We start from the raw sequence: 21,164 nt of genomic DNA, 5'->3' as shown, positions 1-21,164 counted from the left end.
ACCGCCGACGTGCACGGTACGGCGGCCCCGGTGCCTCAGGTCTCGGCCGCGGCGTCGACCGTCGCCAGCAGGTCCGCCAGGGAGAACCCGCCGTCGTGCCGGACGTCGTTCACGAAGAGTGTCGGCGTCCCGTTCACCCCGCTGCGGATGCCGCCCACGAAGTCCCGCCGCACCCGGTCGCCGTGCGCCTGCCGCTCGACCTCGGCGCCGATCTCCTCCGGCGGCAGGCCGAGCTGCTCCACGCCGAGCGAGAGGTGCACCGGGTCGAGCTGGTCCTGGTGCTCGAAGAGCCAGTCGTGCATCTCCCAGAACCGGCCGCGGGCGCCGGCCGCCTCCGCCGCCTCGGCGGCGCTCTCCGCGTACGGGTGGACGTTGCTGATCGGGAAGTGGCGGTAGACGAGCCGCACGGTCCCCTCCCGCTGCCGGAGCATCTCGTGCAGGTTCGGGTACGCGGCCCCGCAGTACCGGCACTGGAAGTCGCCGTACTCGACGACGGTCACGGGCGCGTCGTCCGCACCCCGGACGTGGTCGGCTCCGGTCACCGGCGTCCGGAGACGGGCGGTGACCTGCAGTGGCGTGGTCATCCGGCCACCACCTCGCTGTCGCTGCTCAGGCGTTCCAGAGCGTCGAGGATGCCGTCGGCGCCGGGGTTGACGTCCGGCGGGGAGAGGTGGCTCCAGGCGACCGTGCCCTGCGGGTCGAGCACCACCAGTGCCCGGGCGGCCTCGCCGCTGCGCTGGTATGCCCCGTGGGCGCGGGCCACCGCGCCCTTCGGCTCGAAGTCGGCCAGCAGCGGAAACTGGATCCCCTGACTCTCGGCGAAGGCCCGGTGCGACCAGATGCTGTCCACCGAGATGCCCAGCACCGCCGCGCCGTACCGGTCGAACTCCGGCTTGGCGGCCTGGTAGAGCGCCATCTGGTCGCCGCAGACGGGACTCCAGTCGGCCGGGTAGAAGGCGAGCACCACGGGGCGGCCGCGGTAGTCGGCCGGCCCCGTGCGGCGCCCGTCCGGGGTGGCCGGCAGGGTGAAGTCGGGCGCCAGCCGCCCCGGCCCGATCAGCCCGTTCGGATCAGTCATGACTCCCACCCTCGCCCGCGGCCGGGTGACGGCGGCTCACCCGGGCCGGGTGGTTCTAGAGCAGCACCGGAGCGACGGCGATGCGGTTCTGGACCTCCCGGATGCCCGGCGCGGACCAGGCCACGCGCTCCACCTCGTCGCGTTCGGGTATGGAGTGCACCAACCCGTCGAGCAGCACGGTGTCGCCGTGGACCCGTACGGTCACACGCTCGGCCTCCGTGGCCCGGTTGCGGGCCAGCGCGTCGACGATCCGGCGGGCCAGCTCCTGCGCGTCGGGGCGGGTGGACGGGCGGACGGTGAGGCCGTTGCTGACCCCGCGTACGCCGACGAGCCGGCCGACGGCACGCTCGGCGGCGCGGCGCTGGTACTCCCACTCCACCTCGCCGTGCAGGGTGACCCAGCCGCCCGAGACGGTGGCCTGCACCTGCTCCACCGGCACGAACGCGTCCCACTCCAGCGCGTGGCCGACCGCCGCCGCGATGTCCGGGTCGGCCCGCTCGGCGCCGCCGGGAAGCTGCACGCTCAGGTCGTTGGCGACCGCGCGGACCCGGGCCACCCGGTGCGCGGCCCGCTCGGCGGCCCACTTCTTGGCGTAGCTGTCGACCCGGCCGCTCAGCGTGACCACACCCTCGGACACGGTCACGCCGATCTCGTGCGGTCGTACCCGTGGCTCCCAGGTCAGCTCGTCGAGGACGTCGGACTGGATGTCCTGGTCGGTACGCGTCACCGTCTCGGTGGCCATCTGTCCCCCCTCCCGTGGCGCGCGGCTTCCGGCACGGAGGCCGCCTTCAGGCGATGCTGCCGCCGCCCCGGGTGAGCCACCCTCACCCGCGTGGGGTGAGGACCGCGTTCCGGCGGCCCGGGCCGGTACCGCACGCGGGGCCGGCGGCTCCTAGGCTCGCCGTGGTCCCACCCCGAGGAGGTACGACATGGGTCCGATCAGAACGGCCTATCTGCACGCCGCGCGTTCGGCCGTGCGGCTGCTGGGCGATCCGGCGGTGGCGCAGCGCTGGGGCAGCCCGAGCGCGCTCGCCGAGTTCGGCGTCGCCGGTCTCGCGGGGCACCTCGCCTCGCAGGTCTTCCAGGTGGAGACGATGCTGGCCGAGCCCGTCCCGCCCGGTGACCCGATCGGGCTGCTCGACCACTACGCGCGGGGCACCTGGCTCGGCGCGGACGTGGACGCCGAGGTCAACGTGGGCATCCGCCGGGTGGGGGAGAGGATCGCCGAGGAGGGGCCCGCCGCCCTCACGGCCCGGACCGCGGAGGCGGTGGACCGGCTCGCCGGCGCGTTTACCATCGAGCCCGCGGAGCGGGTGGTCCACCTGGCCCGCGGGCCGTGGTCGCTCACGCTGGACGACTTCCTGACCACCCGGCTCATGGAACTCGCCGTGCACTCCGACGACCTGGCGGTCAGCGTCGACGTGCCCACCCCGGAGCTGGCTCCCGAGGTGATCGAACCGGTGCTGTCCCTGCTCGCCCGGCTCGCCGTACGCCGGCACGGCCAACCCGCCGTGCTGCGCGCCCTGACGCGCGCCGAACGCGCCCCCGCCCAGATCAACGCCTTCTGACTCCACCCCCACCCCCGCCGGGCGGGGCGGGGCCGGGCGGGTTGATCATGAAGTTATTGCCCCGACACGCCGGTGCGGATGGCAATAACTTCATGATCGACCGGGCGGCCGGGGCGGGCGCCCGGCGCGGCGCGGGGGTTCAGTCCAGGTTGACGGGGGAGTTGGGGCGGTCCACGTCGACGAACTCGATGTCGTCGACGGCCGGGTCGTCGCGGCTGCCGGCTGCCCGGGCGGCGGTGCCGGCGGCCCAGCCGACGGCCGCACCGACCAGAGCCGCGGCGACCAGCAGCGTCCAGGGCAGTGCCGGCCGGCGGCCGGCGAGCGCGTCGAAGGCGAGGGTCGCCCGGCGGCGCGCCTCGTCGGCGGCGGACCCGACGAGGTCGCTCGCCTCGTCGCCGAGCCGGTAGCCGCCCCGGCGGGCGGAGCGAGCGGTGTCGCGGACGCTGTCCCCGGCGGAGTTGACGGCGGAAACCAGGTGCTGCCACGCCTGGTCCGCGATCCGCTCGGGTCTGCTGCGGCGGTCGAGCAGGGTGCTTCCGAACATCGGGGTACCTCCTCGGGGGGCCGGACGGGACGGCCGGTGCCTGTTCGGCCGTCCGTCCCGGCTTGTCACGGTTGGCCTACCCGGTGCCCCGCCCCCCGACGACGCAAACCCCACGAGCCCGGGCCGGCGAGAACCCGCCGGCCCGAGCGGCGCCTCAGCGCAGGACGACCACCGTGGCGCCGCGGGCGAAGTCGTCGTCGTCATCGTCGTCGTCCCCGCCGCCGAAGCCGCAGGCCAGTACGAGGGCGAGCAGGGCGGCCACGCCGGCCAGGCTGGCAAGTCTCTTGATCATCGATCGTCCTCTCCGTCACGGTGGGCTCCCGGCCGATGCTAGGCAGCTCACGCAATGACGTGCCCCGGTGCGGGGCGTGCGGGACGTGCCGTTTCGGCCCCTGTGGGGGCCACCGGTTATCGTGGGTCGGTCGACGCGTCGTCGTGGCGAATCGTTGAACGAACAGACGAACAGGAAAGTCCGGACAAGGGCGACAAGACGTGTCCTGGTCCGCGAAATGCTCATCCCTCAGGGGTGGCGACCAAGGCCGTGAGAGGAATACTCTCGGTCGCGGCCCGCGTACTGATGAGGCGCCCGGGGGACGGGTGGGTGGAGGTGCTCGCGTGAGCCTGTCGATCGTGAAGTCGGTTCTGTCCGGTGGTGTCGTGGAGATCGTCCCGCGGGGCGAGATCGACGTCGACACCGCGTACGAGGTACGCGAGGCGATCGCCGAGGTGCTGGCCAAGGGGCGTCCGGAGCGAATCGAGCTCAACATGCGCCTGGTCACCTTCATCGACTCCGTCGGCATCAGCGCCATGGTCGCCGGCTTCCAGACCGCCGAGGTGAGCGGCGTCAAGCTGGTGGTCACCGAGCCGAGCCGCTTCGTGCACCGGCAGCTCTGGGTCACGGGCCTGCTCGGGCTGTTCGGCGCGCCCGAGCCCTACTACGCGGGCGCCCCGACGCCCGAGGTGCTGCCGGGCGCCTGAGGGCCACGAGACGAGCCGGCCGGCTGCCCGCTCACTCGCCGTCCAGACCGGACAGGTCCACGTCGTCCGCCTCCGTGACGGCCCGGATGGCCGTGACCGAGGCGTACCCCTGGGCGAGCAGCGCCACGTCGGTGCCGGCCTGCGCGGCCTGGCCCGGCTCCTGCAACGAGGTGCGGACGTAGCCGTGCCCGGTCTCGGCCACCGTCATCTGCACCTGCCCGAAGGTGGCCAGCGTGCCCCGGCGCACCCCGCGCAGCCGTCCGTGCGGCAGGTCGGGCGCGTTGACGTTGAGCACGCTCTCGGGTGGGGCCGCGGTGAGCCGGGGCAGCAGGTCCAGGGCGACCCGGGCGGCCGTCGACCAGTGCCGCTCCGAGTCGCGTACGCGCCCGGCGGCGGCCACGGCGGCGCCTCCGCTGGCCGCGGTGGCCTCGCCCGCGGTCAGCACGTCGAGCGAGACCGCCATGGCGCGGCAGCCGTTCGCGGCGCCTGTGAAGGCGGCGCCCACGGTGCCGGAGTGCAGGACGGCGCGGCCGGCGTTCGCGCCCCGGTTCACGCCGGAGAGCACCACGGACGGGGGCGGCCCGAACGCGCCGTGCACCGCGATGAGCGTGATGAAGCCGGGCGAGCCGCCGACGCCGTACGCGGGCACGCCCGGCAGGTCGGGCAGCGGGTGGTCGCGGACCACGACGTGCCCCTCCCGCTCGACCGCCGTCATGGCCGCGCTCATGCCGCTCGCCTCCTCGAGCGGGGCCGCCACGACCACGTCCAGCCCCCGGTCGACCGCCGCGCGGGCCAGCGCCTGGATGCCGGGCGCGCCGATCCCGTCGTCGTTGGTCACCAGCACGCGCACGGTCATCGCTCGGCCGCCCGGCCAGCCAGCTCGTCCGGGGTGGTGCGTTCCTGCGGCCGCGCGTCGGCGGGAACCAGCCGCACCCGGTCGACGAGACCGGCGATCGAGTCCGAGCGTCCGGTGCCGAGACCGTGCCGGGTGACGTTCAGCGCCCCCGCCGCCGCACCGGTCCGGATCGCGGTCCGCAGGTCGCCGCCGGCGGCCACCACGGCGGCGACCCCCGCCGTCATCGAGTCGCCCGCCCCCCGCGGGTCGGCCGCCTGGAGGCGGGGCATCTCGACCTCGAACACCTCGCCGTCGACCAGCGCCAGCGCCGGCCGGTCGGCCCGGCTCACCACCACGCTCTCGGCGCCCGCGGCGTGGAGGTCGTACATGGCCCGGGAGAGCTGGTCCTCGTCCTCGCCGGCAGCGCGACCGTCGCGGATCAGCTCCTCGTGGCTGACCTTGAGGAAGAACACCCCGCCGTCGAGTACGGCGGTGAGGTGCTCACCGGAGAGGTCGACGACCACCCGGCCGCCGTTGGCGCCGAGGTCGGCCGCGAAGCGCCGGTAGAGGTCGGGTGGGACGAGCGCGGGGTCGTTCGGTCCGCTGAGGACGCTGACGGGTGCGCGCAGCCCCTCACCGAGAGCGAGGTTGTACAGCTCGTCGAGCTCGTGCCGGCTCAGGGGCTGGCCGGGCACGTCGACGATCTCCTGCCGGGAGCCCTCGCGCCGGTCGTGGACGTACCCGCCGCTGCCGCCGGAGTCGCGGACCACCACCTTGAGGTCCACCCCCTCGCTCACCAGCAGCGGCTCGAGCACCTGACCGATCTCGCCACCGAGAGCCGTGCAGAGCACCACCTCGCCGCCGAGGGAAATGATCATCCGGGCCTGCCACACGCCCTGGCCGCCGGGGTGCAGGTGGATCTCCGGCTGTCCGGTGGGCTGGTCCACCGTCACCGTGAGCAGCGGTGTGGGGGCGAAGACCATCACGTGCCCGCTCATCCGCCGTACCCGCCTGTCGTTCCGCTCGTTCGTCGCCGCGTCATCGCGCCAGTGTGCCCGGCCAGGTGACGGTCGCGCGGCAGGTAACGAAAACATCGGTGAATGTCGGGGGCATTGCGAGCGCGGCCCGCGTACGCGACGATCGGGCGACCGACGGCGGCAGGAGACGGTGTGCTCAGGCGCGATTCCTTCACGTACACCGTCCAGGCGCGCTGCACGCCAGCCGACGCCGCCGCGCTGCTCGGCGACCTGAGCCGGCAGGGCGAGCTGCACCCGTTCATCGTCCGGGTCCGCCGGCTTCCGACGCGGCCCGGGGCGCACGCCAGCTACGCCATCAGCGACCGGCTCCCGGCCGGCCCGGTGCGGCTGCGCACGACCTATCGGGCCGACGTGTTGATCAGCACGCCGGAGGAGATCGTCACGGTGGCCCGGCAGTGGCCGGCCACGACCGTACGCAACCACACCCGGCTGCGCGCCGAGCCGGGCGGCCTGGTCCGGGTCGACGTCGAGATCACCCTGGCCGCGCCGGCGCCGCTGTTCCCGTACGCCTTCCGGCAGGCCCGGGCCGCGCACCTCGCGCTCGCCACGCGGCTCGCTGCCGTGCTCGATCACGACCCGGACGACCCGACCCCGCCGGAGTGACCCGGCCGGCGCACGGGACGCCCGGGCGCCGTTTCAGGCCGCGCCGCGTCCGGCGGATGCGGGTGTCCGGCGTGTACCGCCCGGCGTGGCCCGGCGCAGCCGTCCCCACGGCTTGTAGGTGGACAGCACGGTCGCGACGACCATCAGGCTGGTCGACACGGCGGGCGCGATCACGAGGTCGGCCCGGTCCTCGGGCGGCAGGGCGGCGCCGAGATCTCCCGCGGCGCGCAGGTTCGGCGTGAGGAGGAACAGCACGAGCAGGACCATCACCGTCGTGATGACCAGCTTGACCAGCACCCAGCGGTGGCGGAGCAGCCCCCACGGCGTGAGCAGCGCGCTCGCCACACCGACCACCCACGTGAGCACGCTGAGCGGCGCGAACAGCGTCGTGCCGACGAGCGCCGCGACGGGGTAGACCACGGCGGGATCGGCACCGCGCAGCACGGCGATGCTGAGCGTGAGCAGCACCAGGTCGGTGCCGAGCCACCCGAGGGAGGTGACCAGGTGCAGGGTGAGCAACGCCTTGCGGGTGGTGGGTCTGGTCCGGGTCATGCCCCGATGCTGCCGGCCGGCGCGCCCCGGATCGTCCGGCGGCGGACGACACCGCTCCTACGTCCCGTGACGTACCGGAGGGGGCGGGGGCGCGTACGCGGGTGGCCCGCCACACGGCGGACCACCCGGGAAGCGAGGTCAGTACACCGAGAGGTGCACGTGGTTGGTGTGGTCGCTGGACGGGTCGCCGCCCGCACCGCTGTACGACTTCCACCCGCTGCTGGGCAGCCAGATCTGCCGGTACCAGATCACGTAGAGCACGGCGAGCCGGTCGGAGTTGCGGATGAAGTACGCGGCCAGGTTGTTGCCGTACGTCTTGTCCCCGCCGGTGGCGTCGCCGCCGAACCCGTTCTTCTGCGCCGCGAAGTCGCAGGCGCGGCCCTTGGGATGCTCGCCGGAGCCGCCGTTGCGGTGGCAGGAGACGTACCGGGTGAACCCGGCGGCCTTGGCCTGGTTGAGCGCGTGCAGCATGCGGGGGGTGATGCACCCGTCCGCCGGTGTGGGGTCGTTGACGCTGCACGACTCGGACGGCCACGAGCCGTCGGAGTTGCGCGGCGCCGGTGCGGCGTTCGCCGTGGAGGTGCCCCGGTTGGAGCCGCCGGAGGCTGCGGCCGCGGAGGCGTTGGCGACCTCGAGGGCGCGCTCGGCCTGCTCCTTGCGCTTGGCCATCACAGCGACCTGCCGGCGCTGCTCGGTGATCTCCCGGTCGAGCGCGGCCCGGGTGCTGTTGACCTCGTCGCGGGTGTCCCGCAGATCCCGTAGCGCCCGGTCCTCCTTGGCGGCGACCACCTCGAGTTCCGCGGCGCGGTCGAGGAAGCCGTCCGGCGTGTTGCTGTTGAGCAGCGCCGACACGGTGCTGAGCCGGCCCGTGCGGTAGGCCACCTCGGCGATCTCGCCGACCTTGCCGCTGCGCTCGGCCAGCTCGGCCTCGGTGGTCTTGAGCTGGGTGGTGAGCTGCTTCTGCCGCGCCACCGAGCGGGCGAGGGCGCTCTTCGCGTCCAGCCAGCCCTTGCTGGCCGCCTCGAGTTGGGCGCGCAGGCTGGGGGTGCCGCCCTCCGGGTCCTGGCCGGGGGCCGCCGCGGGTAGGGCGGCCGGGAGAGCGGCCGCCGCGGCGCTCGGGGTGATCGCGACGCAGAGGGCGAGCGTCGCGGCGATGAGGGCCGCCATCCGGGCGGCGTGTCGTCGTACGGGTGCCACTGCTGGCATGCACATGTCCTTCCGTCAGCCGCCGACCGGGTTAGCTGACGGGTTCGGGACGGAAGATCCCTACCGCTGACGCGGATGCACCCCACGAACGTGGTTCCCCGGCTCGCCCTTCCGGGCGATTAGGCGACGACCGCCGCCGGCACCGGTGGGTGCCGCCTGGCGGAGGCCGGGACAGAGCCTACCGGGACAGGTGGGGCGGACGCAGCAGTTGTGACTGTGTGTGCCCATGTGGTGACGTGGACGTTCGGTCGTCCGGTCGGAAAGCCGTCAACGGCTACCACTCGACCGGGCCGCAGGCCCCCGGGGCGGCCCCGGGCTCGATCTGCAGCGTGGCGTGCTCGATGTGGAAGTCCTCGTGCAGGGCGCTCCGCGCGGCGGCGAGCACCGCGCCGACCTCGGCGTCAGGCGCCATCGTGAGGTGGGCGGAGGCCACCTCCATGCCCGAGGTGAGCGTCCAGACGTGCAGGTCGTGGACGCCGGCCACGCCGGGCACCGCGGCCAGCCGATCGTGCACCGCGGTCACCTGGAGGTGCTCCGGCGCGGCCTGCACCAGGATCCGCACCGCGGCCCGCCCGAGCCGCCACGTCCGGGGGAGGATGAACACGCCGATGGCGACGGCGACCACCGGGTCCGCCCACCACCAGTCGGTCACCGCGATGAGCGCCGCCGCGCCGATCACGCCGAGCGAGCCGAGCAGGTCGCCCAGCACCTCGACGTACGCCCCCTGCACGTTGATGCTCTCCCGCGCGCCCGAGCGCAGCAGCGCGAACGCGCCCACGTTGGCGAGCAGGCCGAGGACGGCGACGGCGAGCATGGGGCCGGCCAGCACCTCCGGCGGGTCGCCGAACCGGCCGACCGCCTCGACCACGACGTAGACGGCGACGCCGGAGAGCAGCACCGCGTTGCCGAGCGCGGCGAGCACCTCGAGGCGGTAGAGGCCGAAGGTGCGTTGCGGATCCTGGCTGGCCCGCCGGCTGGCGGTGATCGCTGCGAGGGCCATGCCGATGCCGAGCACGTCGGTGAACATGTGCCCGGCGTCGGAGAGCAGGGCCAGCGAGCCGGTGCGGAACGCGGCCACCGCCTCGACCACCATGAGCCCGGCGAGCAGGCCGAACGCGGCCCAGAGGCGGCCACGGTGGTGCTCGGCGGCGTTCGCCACCGACCCCCCGTGGTCATGACCTGCGCCCACCGACTCACCCTTCCGCCGCCGCTCCGGACCGGTCAAATATATGCTCACATAGCTATGTGTGCAACTGTCGGGTCGGAATCCCGCCCACTCGCGGGCGGGCGCTCCGTCAGCCGGTCGGCTCGATCGTGGTGAGCCGCTGCGTGGCCCGGGAGAGCGCCACGTACAACGTCCGTACCCCGGAACCCGCGTCGGCGCGGATCTCGCCTGGTGCGATCAGCACCACCCCGTCGTACTCCATACCCTTCGCCTCCAGGCTGGTCACCACCTGGAGCCGGGGCGCGCCGAGGGCGCCGAGCCAACCGGCCACCTCGCCCCGCCGCGGAGCCGGAGTGATCACCCCGACCGTCCCCTCCACCTCGCCGAGCAGCGCCGTCACGGCCGTCACGGTGGTCGTCTCCAGCTCCGCGGCGGGCACCGTGAGCTCCACGGGGTCGACCCCGGTCGTGCGGACGGCGGTGGGCAGCGGCAGGTCCGGGTCGATCCGGCGGATCTCGGCCGCCGCCACGGCGAAGATCTCGGCCGAGTTGCGGTAGTTCGTGGTGAGGGTGAAGTGGTGCCGGCGCCGGCGGCCCAGCGCCTGGTCCCGGGCCCGGGTCAGCTCCGCCGGGTCGCCGGTCCACGCCGTCTGCGCCGGATCGCCCACCACCGTCCAGGACGCCAGCCGTCCGCGCCGCCCGATCATCCGCCACTGCATCGGCGAGACGTCCTGCGACTCGTCGACCACGACGTGCGCGTACTCCCGGTAGTCCGCCGGGCGCTCGCGGGCCGCCTCGCGGGCGGCGCGCTGCCGGTCGGAGGACGTGCTCAGCTCACGGACGCCGCCCGCGAGCTGGAACGGGTCCCGCTTCGGCCGGGCCGGCTGCACCGGCTTGCCCAGCAGCGCGTCCAGCTCGTCCAGCAGCGCGATGTCGGCGATGGTGAGCCCGTCCGTGTCCAACGTCCGGTACGCGGCCTCCAACAGCCGGATCTCGGCGCCGGGAAGCAGGCCCCCGGCGTACCGGCGCAGCCGCTCCGGACGGGCCAGCCAGCCCAGCACGTGCCGCGGGTGCAGCCGCGGCCACCAGGCCTTGAGGAACTCCCGGAACTCGGGCCGGTCGACGATCTCGTCCTCGAAGACGCGCTGCTCCGGCAGGCGGCCGATGCCCAGCCGGCGGGCCTGCGCCCAGAGCGCCGCGAGGACGCCGTCGAAGCCGGCCCGGCGCGCCTCGTTGCGGCGGGCACCGCGCGGCAGCGCCCGATCCCGGATCGCGTCCAGCTCCCGCCGGTCCAGCCGCAGCAACTCGCCCCGGTAGAGCAGCCGCAACTCCGTCGGGCCGTCCGGCACCGCGTCGCGTGCCGCCCGTTCCAGCACCCGGCGCATGCGCAGCGACCCCTTCACGGCGGCCACCTCGGGCGGGTCGGTGCGGGTGGCGCTCATCCCCGGAAAGAGCGTGCCGAGCGAGTGCAGGGTGGCCGTGTCCTCGCCGAGGGAGGGCAGCACCGAGGCGATGTACTCGACGAAGACCGAGGACGGGCCGACCACGAGGATGCCGCCGCCGGCGTAGCGGCTGCGGTCGGAGTAGAGCAGGTACGCGGCGCGGTGCAGCGCCACGGCCGTCTTGCCGGTGCCGGGGCCGCCGGAGACGATCGTCACCCCCGAGCCGGGGGAGCGGATGGCCTCGTCCTGCTCCCGCTGGATCGTGGCCACGATGTCGCGCATGCCCCGGCCGGTCGCCCGGGAGAGCGTGGCGAGCAGCGCGCCGTCCCCGACCACCGCCATGTCCGGTGGGGCGGCGCCCGGGTCGAGCAGGTCGTCCTCGATCCGGGTGACCCGCTCGCCGCTGGACTGGATCATCCGGCGGCGCACCACGCCGAGCGGCTGCGCGGGCGTGGCCTGGTAGAACGCGGCGGCGGCCGGGGCGCGCCAGTCCACCACCAGCGTCGTCGCGTCCTCGTCCCGGATGCCGAGCCGCCCCACGTGCAGCACCTGACGGTCGCGCAGGTCGAGCCGGCCGAAAACCAGCCCCTCGTGTTCGGCGTCGAGGAGGTGCCGCCGCTGCGCCGCGTGGAAGACCATGGCGTCCCGCTCGACCAGCGCCCCGAAGTTGCCGACCCGGGCCAGCCGGTAGCCCTCCTTCTCCGCGCGGACCGCCGACCGCCGCAGCTCGGCGAGTCGGGCGTACACCCGGTCGAGATGCCGCTGCTCGACGGCGATCTCCTGCGCCAGGGTGGTCTGGTCGGTCACGCGCGCTCCTGAGTCCCGTCGGCGGCGGGCACCGCGGTACGCCGCGGGCCGCGCGCCGGGCCAACCGCACGAGGGTACGGCCCCGGCCGGCCGCACCGCCTCCGAGGTGCGACGGAGCGCGTCGTCAGGCCCCGGCCGCGGGCGCGACCCGCCCGGGCGGCAGGGGCCGGCCCCGCACCTGACCGAGCACCGCGAGCAGGGCGGCGTTCACCTCGTCGGGCCGCTCCATCATGAGCATGTGCCCCGCACCGGGGCAGACGGTCAGGTCGGTGGCCGGCAGCGCGGCGGCGATCGACTCGGCGCACGGCGGCGGGGTGAGTCGGTCCCGGTCGCCGACGAGCGCGGCGGCCGGCAGGTCGGCCAGCTCCGCCAGGGTCTCCAGCCGGTGCTGCGCGCCGAAGGAGGCCCGGAAGCCGCCGATCGAGCGGAGCGAGGCGCGGGCCACCGCCGAGGTGACGAGGCGGATGTCGGTCGGGTCGCAGTGATCGCCGAAGAGGAGCCAGCGGATGCTCGGCCGCAGCGCTCGCAGCAGCGCCCGGGGCGGCCGCCACGACCCGCAGCGGGCCAGGACCCCGGCGCCCGTGGTCTCGGCGAGCCGGATGAGCCGGGCGATGCGCGGTGTGAGCCCGTAGGCGGTGTGGGTGTGCCCCTCGGCCGTCGTGGACACGAACACCAGGCCGGCCACCCGCGTCGCGAAGTGCTCGGGGTGCCGGTGGGCGTACTCCATGATCGTCATGCCGCCCATCGAGTGCCCCACGAGGACCACCCGCCCGGTCGGCGCGACCTCGTCGACCACCGCCGCGAGGTCGTCCCCGAGCTGGGCCAGGGTCGCCGTGCGCAGCGGCATGCAGCTGGACCGGCCGTGCCCGCGGGCGTCGTACGCCACCAGCCGCACCGACGTGCCGACCGCCTCCCGCACCGCGGTGAGCTGCCGGTGCCAGCTCCGCGCGTCGAGCGTCCAGCCGTGCAGGAGGATCGCCGTGACCTCGGCGTCGACCGGGCCGGTCGACTCGACGTGCAGGCGCACGCCGTCGGGGAGGAGGACCTCCGACTGATCCGTCATCGTCACCTCCCCAGGCCGCCCGGAACCGTGCACCGGGATACCCGGTGGTAACACCGGCTACCCGCCATGACACCACGCCAACCGCCGCGGTGAGAAGATTCCCAACCTCCCGCGCGGGCCCGCGACGGCCGCCAGGCTGGTGGGCATGGACGCGCCGGGGGAGATTGGGGGAAGGCGCGACGGCGGGACCGGCGGCCGGCGGGCCGGGGCGCTGTCGGGCGGGCGACCCGCGGGCGGCACGCCCCGCGCCGCGCTCGCCGAGCTGCTCGCCGGCAACCGGCGCTTCCTGAGTGGCCAGCCCATCCACGGTCACGACGTGACGGCCGCCGCGGCGAGCGCCTCCGGCGAGCAGCAGCCGTACGCGGTCGTCCTGGGCTGCATCGACTCCCGGGTGCCGCTGGAGGCGATCTTCGACCAGACCTTCGGCTCGATCTGCGTGATCCGCACCGGCGGGCACGTGCTCGACCGGGCGGTACGCGGCTCGATCGAGTACGTCGTCGGTGAGCTGGGCGTACCGCTGGTCCTGGTGCTGGGCCACGAGCGGTGCGGCGCCGTGGCGGCGACGGTGGCGGCGCTGCGCGAGGGCCGCCGGCCGGCCGGCTCGCTGGCCCACCTCGTCGATGAGATCACGCCGGCTGTGTTGGAGGTCGGTGTGGACGACCCGCAGGTGCATCCGCTGGCGATCCGCCGCCACGTGCTGCGGACGGTCGCGGCGCTGCGCGCCGACGACCTGCTCGCCGCCCCGGTCGCCAGCGGCCGGGTGGACGTGGTCGGCGCCCTCTACGACCTGGCCACCGGCCAGGTGACCCCCCTGTCCCCGGACCCGCCCCGCCCGTCCGCGTGATCATGAGGTGTGCGGCCGGTTCGGTGTGGAGACGCAGAACCGCCCGTCGGGGAGTCCCGACGGGCGGTTCGCGATGTGCTTCGGGGAGGCTCAGGCCTCGAAGACGCCGGCCTCGACCAGGCGCTTCTCGGTCGCGTCCCAGCCGTCGCCGGGGTGCGCCTCGGCCAGAACGTTGAGCTCGGCCCGGATCTTGGCGGCGTGACCCGCGGCGGCCAGCGTCCGGATCTCCTCGACGAAGGCCTCGGAGTCGGTGCGCAGGTGCGCGGTCTTGCCGTTGGTCAGGTTCCGCACGTAGGCGTGCTTGCCGCCGTTGAGCGGGATGAGGTACTTGAACTCGCCCAGCACGCTGAGGGCGCCACCCTGGCCAGCCTGGCCGGCCCGGACGGACGCGCGCGCGGTCTTAGAGGTGTTGCTCGCCACGGAGGTACTCCTTGCAAGACGTACGGGAGGACTGGACGTCCGGGGGCTGTGCGGGCGACACCGGATGGATGGGCCCGCGAAAGACGTGCGCGGCACAAGCCGCCGATGGAACTGTACACGAACACGATCCCTGACTGGTCATCGCGCCGTCAGGGGTTCCAACCGCCGCCACCCGTACGGCTATTCCGGCGACTTCCCGTCGGCAATTTTCCGATTCTCTGGCGCACCATCCGTCACAGCAGTCATCATGTGTACCAGGAACCACTCGGTGGATCGAGGTCGTAGGGGAAGACGCACCTCGCTCTCCGGGAGGTCACCGTGCCAACGCGTGGCGTCGTATACGTCCACTCGACCCCGCTCGCCGTGTGCTCGCACGTCGAGTGGGCGATCGCGCGCGTCCTCGCCGCGCCGGTCAACCTGCAGTGGACCGCACAGCCCGTCGACCCCGGCGCCCGCCGGGCCGAATGCGGGTGGACCGGCCGTCCGGGAACGGGCGCCGAACTGGCTGCTGCCCTCCGGCAGTGGCCCATGCTGCGTTTCGAGGTGACCGAGGAGCCAAGCCCGGGCGCCGACGGCGAGCGGTTCATGCACGTCCCGGGGCGGGGTCTGTTCCGGGCCACGGTCGGCGCGGCCGGTGACATCCAGCTCGGCGAGGACCGGCTCCGCAGCATCCTGGCGACCGCCCGGGCCCCCGAGGCGATCGCGCACGCCCTCGACAAGGCGCTCGGCACGGCGTGGGACGCCGAGTTGGAGCCCTACCGGTACGCCGGCGACGGCGCGCCGGTGACGCTGCTCACCCGGGTCGGCTGACCGGGCCGCCCTCGCCGGTCAGCGCGCGGGGCAACCCGGACGCGGCGCGGCAGGTGGGACGGCCCACCACCGGGCGGCGGCGCGCGGAGCGACGCCGTCCGGGTGAGCGAGGTCAAGTTGCCCCGATACGCGGTGAACTGGTGGGATAGGCGGCGTGTCGATTCGCCCGCGTCGCGCCGCCGTCGCCGTCGCCGCCCTGACCGCACTGCTCGCCTCCGGCTGTTCGGGGAGCGAGCCGGAACGGCCCGGTCCGGCACCCTCCGCGTCCACCACGACGCCCGCGCCGACGCCGAGCGCCACACCGTCGGACGACCCGGCCGCCCGCGCCGCCGCCCTCGTGGGCACGCTCGCCGACGAGGACCTGGTCGGCCAGGTGCTGATGCCGTACGCCTACGGCAGCGCGGCGACCACCGTGTCGCCCGGCTCGGCGGCCGGCAACCGGGCCCTCGCGGGCGTGGACACCCCCGCCGAGATGATCGCCAAGTACCGGCTCGGCGGGCTGATCCTGGTCGGCTTCAGCGCCGACGACCCGACGAAGGGCAACCAGGAGACCACGAACGTCGACAGCCCCGCCCAGGTGCGACAGCTGACGACCGGGCTGCGCGAGGCCGCGGCGAAGCTGCCCACCGGTGCGGCGCCGTTCCTCGTGGGCACCGACCAGGAGTTCGGCGTGGTGACCCGGATCAGCGACGGGGTGACGGTGCTACCGAGCGCGCTGGCCGCCGGGGCCGCCGGTGACCCGGCGCTGACCGAGGGCGCCTGGCGCGCCGCGGGCGCCGAGCTGGCGGCCATGGGGATCAACCTCGACTTCGCCCCCGTCGCCGACGTGCTCGCCACCCGCAGCACGGTGATCGGCTCCCGGTCCTTCGGCGGCGACCCGAAGCGGGTCTCCCCGCAGGTGCAGGCCGCCGTCCGTGGCCTCCAGGGCTCCGGCGTGGCGGCCACCCTGAAGCACTTCCCGGGGCACGGGCACAGCGCCGACGACTCGCACGAGGAACTTCCGGTGCTCACCCAGTCCCGGGCGACGCTGGAGGCGGGGGCGTGGCCGTCGTTCAAGGCCGGCGTCGACGCCGGCACCATGGCCGTCATGTCCGCCCATCTCGACGTGCGGGCGGTCGACCCCGGCACCCCGGCCACCTTCTCCCACAAGCTCCTCACCGACGTGCTCCGCGGCCAGCTCGGCTTCCAGGGCGTGGTGATCACCGACGGGATGAACATGGCGCCCGCGAAGCGCTGGTCTCCGGGAGAGGCCGCCGTGCGCGCCCTCAACGCCGGCAACGACCTCATCCTCATGACCCCCAACGTCACGCAGGCGTACGACGGACTGCTCGCCGCCCTGCGCGACGGCTCGCTGCCCCGGGCCCGCCTCGTCGACGCGGTGACCCGCGTGCTCACCATGAAGTTCCGGCTGGCCGGCCACCCGGCGCCCGCGATGTCCACGCTGAACGACCCGGCGCACCGCAAGGCGGCCGACGCGCTGGCCGCCGCCGCGGTGACCGTGCTGCGCGGTTCCTGCGGCACCACGCCGGTCCACGGCCCGGTGACCGTCAGCTCGTCCGGCGGCCGGGACGGGACCCGGGCGCTGCTGACCGACGCCCTCAAGGCGGCCGGGGTACGGGTGGTGCCCAGCGGCGGGACGGTGGTGCACCTCGTGGGCTACGGCGACGGCGCCGGTGACCTGCGCGCCGACGCCGCCGTGACGGTCGCCATGGACACCCCGTACGTGCTGGCCACCGCGAAGTCTCCGACGCTGCTGGCCACCTACTCGTCGAGCCGCGCGTCGATGACGGCCCTGGCCCGCGTCCTGGCCGGCAAGGAGCGCCCGGGCGGCCGATCGCCGGTCGCGGTGTCCGGCCTGCCCGCCACCACCTGCGGGACCTGAGCCGGCGACGGCCTGACCCGCGGCCGGTGGCCGTGGGTCAGGCCGGGCGTCCGGTCTCCGTGCGGCCCGTCCCCGTGCGGTCCGTCCCCGTGCGGTCCGTCCCCGTGCGGTCCGTCCCCGTGCGGCTCGCCCCGCGGGCCGGGGCCGTGAGCAGCGGCAGCGGTGCCGGCTCCGCCAGTGGCGGCGGGTCGGCGCTGGGCACCGTTCGGGGAAGCAGCGCGGCCAGGCCCGCCCGGGTCGCCACCACGATGAGCCGGTCGGTCCGCACCAGCGGACGCCGGTCCGGCAGGGACCAGATCGTCTGGCCGCGGCCGGTGCGCATCGCGATCACGCGTACCTCCCCGGGCACCGAGATGTCCGGGCAGTACCGCCCCTCGATGTCCGAGCCCGCGCCCACCGGCAGCTCGGCGACGAGCAGGACCCGCCGGCCGACCGAGATCGTGTCGATCACCTCGCGCCCCATCATGGCGGCGGCGAACGCCGGCGCCGCGAGGTACGACACGCTGCGGGACCGGGTGAGGCCGAAGGTCCGCTGGACGCGCTGGGCGAAACCGTCGTCGAAGAGCCGCAGCACGACACGCAGGGCCCCGTCCGGCTGGCCGGCGGTGCCCCGGGACCGGTGGACCGAGCGCCCCAGCAGGGCGGTCTCCAGGTTGGTGACGTCGTCCCCGGTGAGCACCACCAGAGCCCGGCACGTCCGCGCGGAGGCGGCGCGGAGCGTCTCCGGGCTCGTCGCGTCGCCGACCACCACGGGCAGCCCGAGTTCCCGGGCGACCGCGACGCCCCGCGCCGACTCCGCCCGGTCCACGCCGACCACCGTCACCCCGAACGAGTGCAGCTCCTGGAGCACGCGGGTGCCGACGTTGCCGAGCCCGACCACGATCACGTGGTCGTCGACCGGATCGGCGAGCCCACCGGCGGCCACCTTCAGCCGCGCGTGCACGAGGGCGTCCACCACCAGCGCGGTGACCGTCGGCACCAGCGCGACGCCCGCGACGGCCAGCACCAGCGCGGTCACCTTCTCGACCGGCGGCGCGGCCGGGTCGGCGTCGGCGCCGCCCAGGGCCGTGAGCAGGGCCAGGTAGGCCGCCTCGGCGGGTGCCAGGCCGCGGGCGTACGCGAGGACCGCGGCGGCCACGGCGAACAGCACGGCCATGCCGCCCAGCGCCAGCCGCAGGTTGCGCCCGAAAAGCAGCCCGGTGGTGCGCAGCAGGCGCGGCCGGCGGCGCCGCGGCTCGGGCCCGCGCCGCCCGTACGCCCGGACGAGGACGAGGTCGGCGCTGTCCTCGTCGGCCGGCAGGGTGACCGGGTCGAGGCCGCCGGTGTCCGCCAGCGCGCAGACGATGTCGGCGGTGGTCCCCTCGACGGCGCGCCGGCTCGCGGCCCGGACCAGTTCGCCGTCGGCCAGCCGGAGATAGGTGGGAGCCTCGTCGCCGAGTGTCGCCGCCACGAACGCGGGCGCCGCGATCTCCGACCCGGACAGCACGGCGCAGTCGCCGAGCATGCTCGCCACACCCTCGCCGAGCACCGTGTTGAACAGGCGCACCACGAGCCGTACGTCCAGGTCGAGCTCCCGCACGATCATCGCGGCGTCCACGTTGCCGACGTCGTCGGCCCCGACGAGCGCGACCGCGGCCGCCTGCCGCACGCCGGCTCGTTCCAGCACCTCCGCCGTGAGCCGGCGGGCCACGAGGACGTCCGGCCGCAGCCCCGGCTCGCCGGTCTGCGGCCCGAACTCGGCGATGTCCGCAGCGTGGTTCCCCGTGAGCGAGGGCAGCACCACCGTCACCGGGACGCCGTACCGGTCGACCAGCTCGGCGACCAGCCGGCGGGCGAGCGCGCTGTCGCCGCAGACCACGAATCGCGCGGCGGACGGCTCCGTCGCCGGTGTGGTGTCGTCGGACACGCCCGGATCGTAGCCGCAGCGCTCCACTGGAGACGGCCCGCGCCGGGCGGCGCGGGCCGTCGGGAAACCTCAGCGGTCGGCGCGCAGCGCGGCGATGAGCCACTCCACGGCCGGCACGGCGGGCGGGAACGGTGGCTGCCGGTTGAGCACCCCGATGAGCTGCCAGTACCGCTCGACCCGGCGGTCGGTGAAGACGGCCATGCCGTCGGCCAGCCTGCGCCGCTCCGCACGGGAGAGCGCCGGGTCCACCATCGCGTCCAGCACCTCCCGCGCCCGCTCGGAGTCCGGGGCGATGCCGGCGGCCAGCGCCGACCGGGCCGACTCGATGGACAGCATCGGTTCCGGCGGCGGGGCGTCCTCGCCCGCCGAACCGGCCACGGCCATCTCGCGGGCGCGCCGGCGGAAATCCGGGTCGGCGACCAACTCGGCCAGCTCCAGCCAGGCATCCACCTCCTCGTCGGTGGGCTCGTCCGGCAGCTCCGCCGGCATCGCCCGCATGGCCTGCGCGATGCCGGTTCCCGGGCCGTCGTCGAGCCCGGCGAAGACCTCCGTCACGAAGTCGTCGATGATGCGTTGCCGCTCCTGCGCGGAGAGGCGGGCCAGATCGCTCATGATTCTCCATTCCTCGGTCGTGACCCCACGTCGGGTGAGCGACCGCAGCACCGCCCGGCGTACCCGCAGCGTCCGGATCTCCGCGTCCAGCGCGCGGACGTGCGCCCGCGCCACCTCCCGGACGCTGGTCTGCCGGTCCAGGATCCGGCGTACGTCGTCCAGGCCGATCCCCATTTCGCGGAGGCTGCGCAGCAGCTCCAGCCGCGCCACGGCGGCCGCGTCGTAGAGCCGGTAGCCGCCGGTCGACCGGGCGGTCGGTGGCAGCAGCCCCTCGTCGGACCAGAAGCGGATGGTCCGGACCGGAAGGCCGGTCCGGCGGGCGAGCTGCCCGATGCTGAACAGGTCGGTGTGGTCGTCCACGCGGCCCAGCCTCCCGTCTCCAGCCGCTGGAGAGTCAAACCGACCGGCGGAATTTCGGCTCGCGCCGGCCGGGCCGCTCCTGACACCCTCGGCGGATGGGCGAGGCCGAGGGATTCCGGCACGTCGAACGCGCCGACCGACACGCGGAAGGGCCCGCGCTCGCTCCGAGCGCGGGCCCTTCTTCCGTACGGTCGTTGCCGGGGGTCGTGCCGTGCCTCTGCGGTCTCAGGCTCGCGAGAAGACGAGAGCCACGTTGTGACCGCCGAAGCCGAACGCGTTGTTCAGCGCGGCGGGGATCTCCATGTGACGGGCCTTGTGGGCGGCCACGTCCAGGGTGAGATCCTCGTCCGGGTCGTCCAGGTTGATCGTCGGCGGAACGACACCGTCGCGGATCGCGAGGATCGTGGCGATCGACTCCAGGGCGCCGGCAGCGCCGAGCAGGTGCCCGGTCATCGACTTGGTGGCGGCGAGGACGGGGTGGTCGCCGAGCGCCTTGCGCAGCGCGCCGATCTCCAGCATGTCGCCGATCGGGGTCGACGTGGCGTGCGCGTTGACGTGCACGATGTCCCGCTTGTCGATGCCCGCGTCGGCGATCGCCTTCGCGATCGCCCGGATCGCGCCCTCACCCTCGTTGTGGGGCTGCACGATGTCGTACGCGTCCGAGGTGATGCCCGAGCCGGCGAGGCGCGCGTACACCCGGGCGCCCCGCGCGGCGGCGTGCTCGGCCCGCTCCAGGACGACCACGCCCGCGCCCTCGCCGAGGACGAAGCCGTCACGGCCCTTGTCCCACGGCCGGGACGCCTTCTCCGGCTCGTCGTTGCGGGTCGACATGGCCCGCATCGAGGCGAAGCCGGCGATCGGCAGCGGGTGGATGACGGCCTCCGTGCCGCCGGCCACCACCACGTCGGCGCGGCCCGACCGGATCATGTCCAGGCCGAGCGCGATCGCCTCCGCACCGGTCGCGCAGGCACTGGCCACCGAGTGCACACCGGCCTTCGCGCCGAGCTCGAGCCCGACCCAGGCGGCCGGGCCGTTCGGCATGAGCATCGGCACGGTGTGCGGGGACACCCGGCGCGGCCCGGAGGCCTCGAGGATGTCGTCCTGGGCCAGGAGGGTGGTGGCCCCGCCGATGCCGGAGCCGACGCTGACCGCCAGCCGCTCCGGGTCCAGTCCGGAGTCGGCGAGCCCGGCGTCCGCCCAGGCCTGCTGCGCCGCGATGATGGCGATGGCCTCGGAGCGGTCCAGCCGGCGCAGCCGCACCCGGTCCAGCACCTCGGACGGCTCGACGGCGAGCTGCCCGGCGATCCGTACCGGCAGTTGCGCCGCCCACTCCTGGGTGAGCGGGCTCACCCCGGAGCGGCCGGCGAGCATGGCGTCCCAGGTCGACGCGACGTCCCCGCCAAGCGGGGTCGTCGCGCCGAGCCCGGTGACGACGACGTCGGGGCGAGTCATG

At 74.8% G+C, this 21,164-nt stretch carries 22 protein-coding genes and 1 riboswitch; of the genes, 6 read left to right on the top strand and 16 right to left on the bottom strand.

Features of this window, described 5'->3' with window-relative positions; genetic code table 11:
* Positions 1–35: 35 nt before the first annotated feature.
* Genes ACSNOA_RS25340 through ACSNOA_RS25330 form a run of 3 tightly spaced genes read right to left on the bottom strand, consistent with a single transcriptional unit; the run spans position 36 to position 1,820 of the window.
* Complete coding sequence (locus ACSNOA_RS25340) at positions 36–584, bottom strand: DsbA family protein (RefSeq protein WP_436662015.1); 549 nt, start codon at positions 582–584, stop codon at positions 36–38.
* Positions 581–1,078 carry a redoxin domain-containing protein gene (locus ACSNOA_RS25335; protein ID WP_436662014.1) on the bottom strand — a complete coding sequence of 166 codons (498 nt, stop codon included), beginning with the start codon at positions 1,076–1,078 and terminating at the stop codon, positions 581–583. Before ACSNOA_RS25335 ends, ACSNOA_RS25340 begins: the two co-directional genes overlap by 4 nt.
* A gap of 55 nt (positions 1,079–1,133) precedes the next feature.
* On the bottom strand, positions 1,134–1,820 hold the full coding sequence (locus ACSNOA_RS25330; RefSeq protein ID WP_436662012.1) for a BON domain-containing protein: 687 nt from the start codon (positions 1,818–1,820) through the stop codon (positions 1,134–1,136).
* A 187-nt stretch (positions 1,821–2,007) separates the two neighbouring features.
* On the opposite strand from ACSNOA_RS25330, the gene ACSNOA_RS25325 reads away from it, so the two are divergent.
* Entirely contained in the window at positions 2,008–2,646 is a 639-nt protein-coding gene (locus ACSNOA_RS25325; RefSeq protein WP_436662010.1) for a maleylpyruvate isomerase N-terminal domain-containing protein, read from the top strand.
* A 139-nt stretch (positions 2,647–2,785) separates the two neighbouring features.
* Here the strand turns inward: ACSNOA_RS25325 and ACSNOA_RS25320 are convergent, their stop codons facing one another.
* On the bottom strand, positions 2,786–3,190 hold the full coding sequence (locus tag ACSNOA_RS25320; RefSeq protein ID WP_436662008.1) for a hypothetical protein: 405 nt from the start codon (positions 3,188–3,190) through the stop codon (positions 2,786–2,788).
* Positions 3,191–3,344: 154 nt separating this feature from the next.
* Entirely contained in the window at positions 3,345–3,482 is a 138-nt protein-coding gene (locus ACSNOA_RS25315; RefSeq protein WP_436662007.1) for a hypothetical protein, read from the bottom strand.
* 323 nt (positions 3,483–3,805) lie between these two features.
* On the opposite strand from ACSNOA_RS25315, the gene ACSNOA_RS25310 reads away from it, so the two are divergent.
* Positions 3,806–4,168, top strand: coding sequence for an STAS domain-containing protein (locus tag ACSNOA_RS25310; protein WP_436662005.1), 363 nt, complete (start codon positions 3,806–3,808; stop codon positions 4,166–4,168).
* 31 nt (positions 4,169–4,199) lie between these two features.
* On the opposite strand, the gene surE is transcribed toward ACSNOA_RS25310, so the two are convergent.
* Together surE and ACSNOA_RS25300 are read right to left on the bottom strand one after the other, a co-directional pair.
* The gene (gene surE / locus ACSNOA_RS25305; protein WP_436662003.1) at positions 4,200–5,024 is read right to left on the bottom strand and encodes a 5'/3'-nucleotidase SurE; all 825 of its coding nucleotides are present in this window, start codon (positions 5,022–5,024) and stop codon (positions 4,200–4,202) included.
* Positions 5,021–6,001, bottom strand: coding sequence for a PfkB family carbohydrate kinase (locus tag ACSNOA_RS25300; RefSeq protein ID WP_436662001.1), 981 nt, complete (start codon positions 5,999–6,001; stop codon positions 5,021–5,023). Before ACSNOA_RS25300 ends, surE begins: the two co-directional genes overlap by 4 nt.
* 171 nt (positions 6,002–6,172) lie before the next feature.
* Between ACSNOA_RS25300 and ACSNOA_RS25295 the strand changes: the two genes are divergently transcribed.
* Positions 6,173–6,643, top strand: a complete 471-nt coding sequence (locus ACSNOA_RS25295) for an SRPBCC family protein (protein WP_436661999.1) — start codon at positions 6,173–6,175, stop codon at positions 6,641–6,643.
* Positions 6,644–6,676: 33 nt separating this feature from the next.
* Here ACSNOA_RS25295 and ACSNOA_RS25290 read toward each other — a convergent pair whose 3' ends face one another.
* From ACSNOA_RS25290 to ACSNOA_RS25270, 5 genes are all read right to left on the bottom strand, one after another.
* The gene (locus ACSNOA_RS25290) at positions 6,677–7,195 is read right to left on the bottom strand and encodes a hypothetical protein (RefSeq protein ID WP_436661997.1); all 519 of its coding nucleotides are present in this window, start codon (positions 7,193–7,195) and stop codon (positions 6,677–6,679) included.
* Positions 7,196–7,333: 138 nt separating this feature from the next.
* Positions 7,334–8,401, bottom strand: a complete 1,068-nt coding sequence (locus tag ACSNOA_RS25285; protein WP_436661995.1) for a coiled-coil domain-containing protein — start codon at positions 8,399–8,401, stop codon at positions 7,334–7,336.
* A 4-nt stretch (positions 8,402–8,405) separates the two neighbouring features.
* A riboswitch (cyclic di-AMP (ydaO/yuaA leader) is annotated at positions 8,406–8,537 on the bottom strand.
* 138 nt (positions 8,538–8,675) lie between these two features.
* The gene (locus ACSNOA_RS25280; RefSeq protein ID WP_436661994.1) at positions 8,676–9,590 is read right to left on the bottom strand and encodes a cation diffusion facilitator family transporter; all 915 of its coding nucleotides are present in this window, start codon (positions 9,588–9,590) and stop codon (positions 8,676–8,678) included.
* A gap of 106 nt (positions 9,591–9,696) precedes the next feature.
* Positions 9,697–11,814 carry a HelD family protein gene (locus tag ACSNOA_RS25275; protein ID WP_436661992.1) on the bottom strand — a complete coding sequence of 706 codons (2,118 nt, stop codon included), beginning with the start codon at positions 11,812–11,814 and terminating at the stop codon, positions 9,697–9,699.
* 124 nt (positions 11,815–11,938) lie between these two features.
* Positions 11,939–12,877 carry an alpha/beta fold hydrolase gene (locus ACSNOA_RS25270; RefSeq protein ID WP_436661990.1) on the bottom strand — a complete coding sequence of 313 codons (939 nt, stop codon included), beginning with the start codon at positions 12,875–12,877 and terminating at the stop codon, positions 11,939–11,941.
* 145 nt (positions 12,878–13,022) lie between these two features.
* Here ACSNOA_RS25270 and ACSNOA_RS25265 point away from each other — a divergent pair, with 145 nt between their 5' ends.
* A complete protein-coding gene (locus ACSNOA_RS25265) occupies positions 13,023–13,721 on the top strand; it encodes a carbonic anhydrase (RefSeq protein ID WP_436661988.1) in 699 nt (232 codons plus the stop codon).
* 90 nt (positions 13,722–13,811) lie between these two features.
* Here the strand turns inward: ACSNOA_RS25265 and ACSNOA_RS25260 are convergent, their stop codons facing one another.
* On the bottom strand, positions 13,812–14,141 hold the full coding sequence (locus ACSNOA_RS25260) for a hypothetical protein (RefSeq protein ID WP_436661986.1): 330 nt from the start codon (positions 14,139–14,141) through the stop codon (positions 13,812–13,814).
* A 318-nt stretch (positions 14,142–14,459) separates the two neighbouring features.
* Here ACSNOA_RS25260 and ACSNOA_RS25255 point away from each other — a divergent pair, with 318 nt between their 5' ends.
* Both ACSNOA_RS25255 and ACSNOA_RS25250 read left to right on the top strand, forming a co-directional pair.
* Positions 14,460–14,951 (top strand): DUF3145 domain-containing protein, encoded by a 492-nt coding sequence (locus tag ACSNOA_RS25255; RefSeq protein ID WP_436661985.1) that lies wholly within the window; start codon positions 14,460–14,462, stop codon positions 14,949–14,951.
* 145 nt (positions 14,952–15,096) lie between these two features.
* On the top strand, positions 15,097–16,833 hold the full coding sequence (locus ACSNOA_RS25250; RefSeq protein WP_436662445.1) for a glycoside hydrolase family 3 protein: 1,737 nt from the start codon (positions 15,097–15,099) through the stop codon (positions 16,831–16,833).
* A gap of 37 nt (positions 16,834–16,870) precedes the next feature.
* On the opposite strand, the gene ACSNOA_RS25245 is transcribed toward ACSNOA_RS25250, so the two are convergent.
* From ACSNOA_RS25245 to fabF, 3 genes are all read right to left on the bottom strand, one after another.
* A complete protein-coding gene (locus ACSNOA_RS25245; protein ID WP_436661984.1) occupies positions 16,871–18,739 on the bottom strand; it encodes an NAD-binding protein in 1,869 nt (622 codons plus the stop codon).
* Positions 18,740–18,808: 69 nt separating this feature from the next.
* A complete protein-coding gene (locus ACSNOA_RS25240) occupies positions 18,809–19,711 on the bottom strand; it encodes a MerR family transcriptional regulator (RefSeq protein ID WP_436661982.1) in 903 nt (300 codons plus the stop codon).
* A gap of 225 nt (positions 19,712–19,936) precedes the next feature.
* The gene (fabF, locus tag ACSNOA_RS25235; protein WP_436661981.1) at positions 19,937–21,163 is read right to left on the bottom strand and encodes a beta-ketoacyl-ACP synthase II; all 1,227 of its coding nucleotides are present in this window, start codon (positions 21,161–21,163) and stop codon (positions 19,937–19,939) included.
* Position 21,164 lies beyond the last annotated feature (1 nt).

The organism is Micromonospora sp. URMC 103, assembly GCF_051386435.1.
Taxonomy (GTDB): domain Bacteria; phylum Actinomycetota; class Actinomycetes; order Mycobacteriales; family Micromonosporaceae; genus Micromonospora.
Note: the sequence above shows the minus strand (reverse complement) of the source record. Positions and strands in the feature narration are given on the sequence as shown.

Bases quoted from the DNA above. Each gene is read 5' to 3' on its own strand.
- ACSNOA_RS25340 (WP_436662015.1), bottom strand. From the start codon at position 584: ATGACCACGCCACTGCAGGTCACCGCCCGTCTCCGGACGCCGGTGACC.
- ACSNOA_RS25335 (WP_436662014.1), bottom strand. From the start codon at position 1,078: ATGACTGATCCGAACGGGCTGATCGGGCCGGGGCGGCTGGCGCCCGAC.
- ACSNOA_RS25330 (WP_436662012.1), bottom strand. From the start codon at position 1,820: ATGGCCACCGAGACGGTGACGCGTACCGACCAGGACATCCAGTCCGAC.
- ACSNOA_RS25325 (WP_436662010.1), top strand. From the start codon at position 2,008: ATGGGTCCGATCAGAACGGCCTATCTGCACGCCGCGCGTTCGGCCGTG.
- ACSNOA_RS25320 (WP_436662008.1), bottom strand. From the start codon at position 3,190: ATGTTCGGAAGCACCCTGCTCGACCGCCGCAGCAGACCCGAGCGGATC.
- ACSNOA_RS25315 (WP_436662007.1), bottom strand. From the start codon at position 3,482: ATGATCAAGAGACTTGCCAGCCTGGCCGGCGTGGCCGCCCTGCTCGCC.
- surE (WP_436662003.1), bottom strand. From the start codon at position 5,024: ATGACCGTGCGCGTGCTGGTGACCAACGACGACGGGATCGGCGCGCCC.
- ACSNOA_RS25300 (WP_436662001.1), bottom strand. From the start codon at position 6,001: ATGAGCGGGCACGTGATGGTCTTCGCCCCCACACCGCTGCTCACGGTG.
- ACSNOA_RS25290 (WP_436661997.1), bottom strand. From the start codon at position 7,195: ATGACCCGGACCAGACCCACCACCCGCAAGGCGTTGCTCACCCTGCAC.
- ACSNOA_RS25285 (WP_436661995.1), bottom strand. From the start codon at position 8,401: ATGCCAGCAGTGGCACCCGTACGACGACACGCCGCCCGGATGGCGGCC.
- ACSNOA_RS25270 (WP_436661990.1), bottom strand. From the start codon at position 12,877: ATGACGGATCAGTCGGAGGTCCTCCTCCCCGACGGCGTGCGCCTGCAC.
- ACSNOA_RS25265 (WP_436661988.1), top strand. From the start codon at position 13,023: ATGGACGCGCCGGGGGAGATTGGGGGAAGGCGCGACGGCGGGACCGGC.
- fabF (WP_436661981.1), bottom strand. From the start codon at position 21,163: ATGACTCGCCCCGACGTCGTCGTCACCGGGCTCGGCGCGACGACCCCG.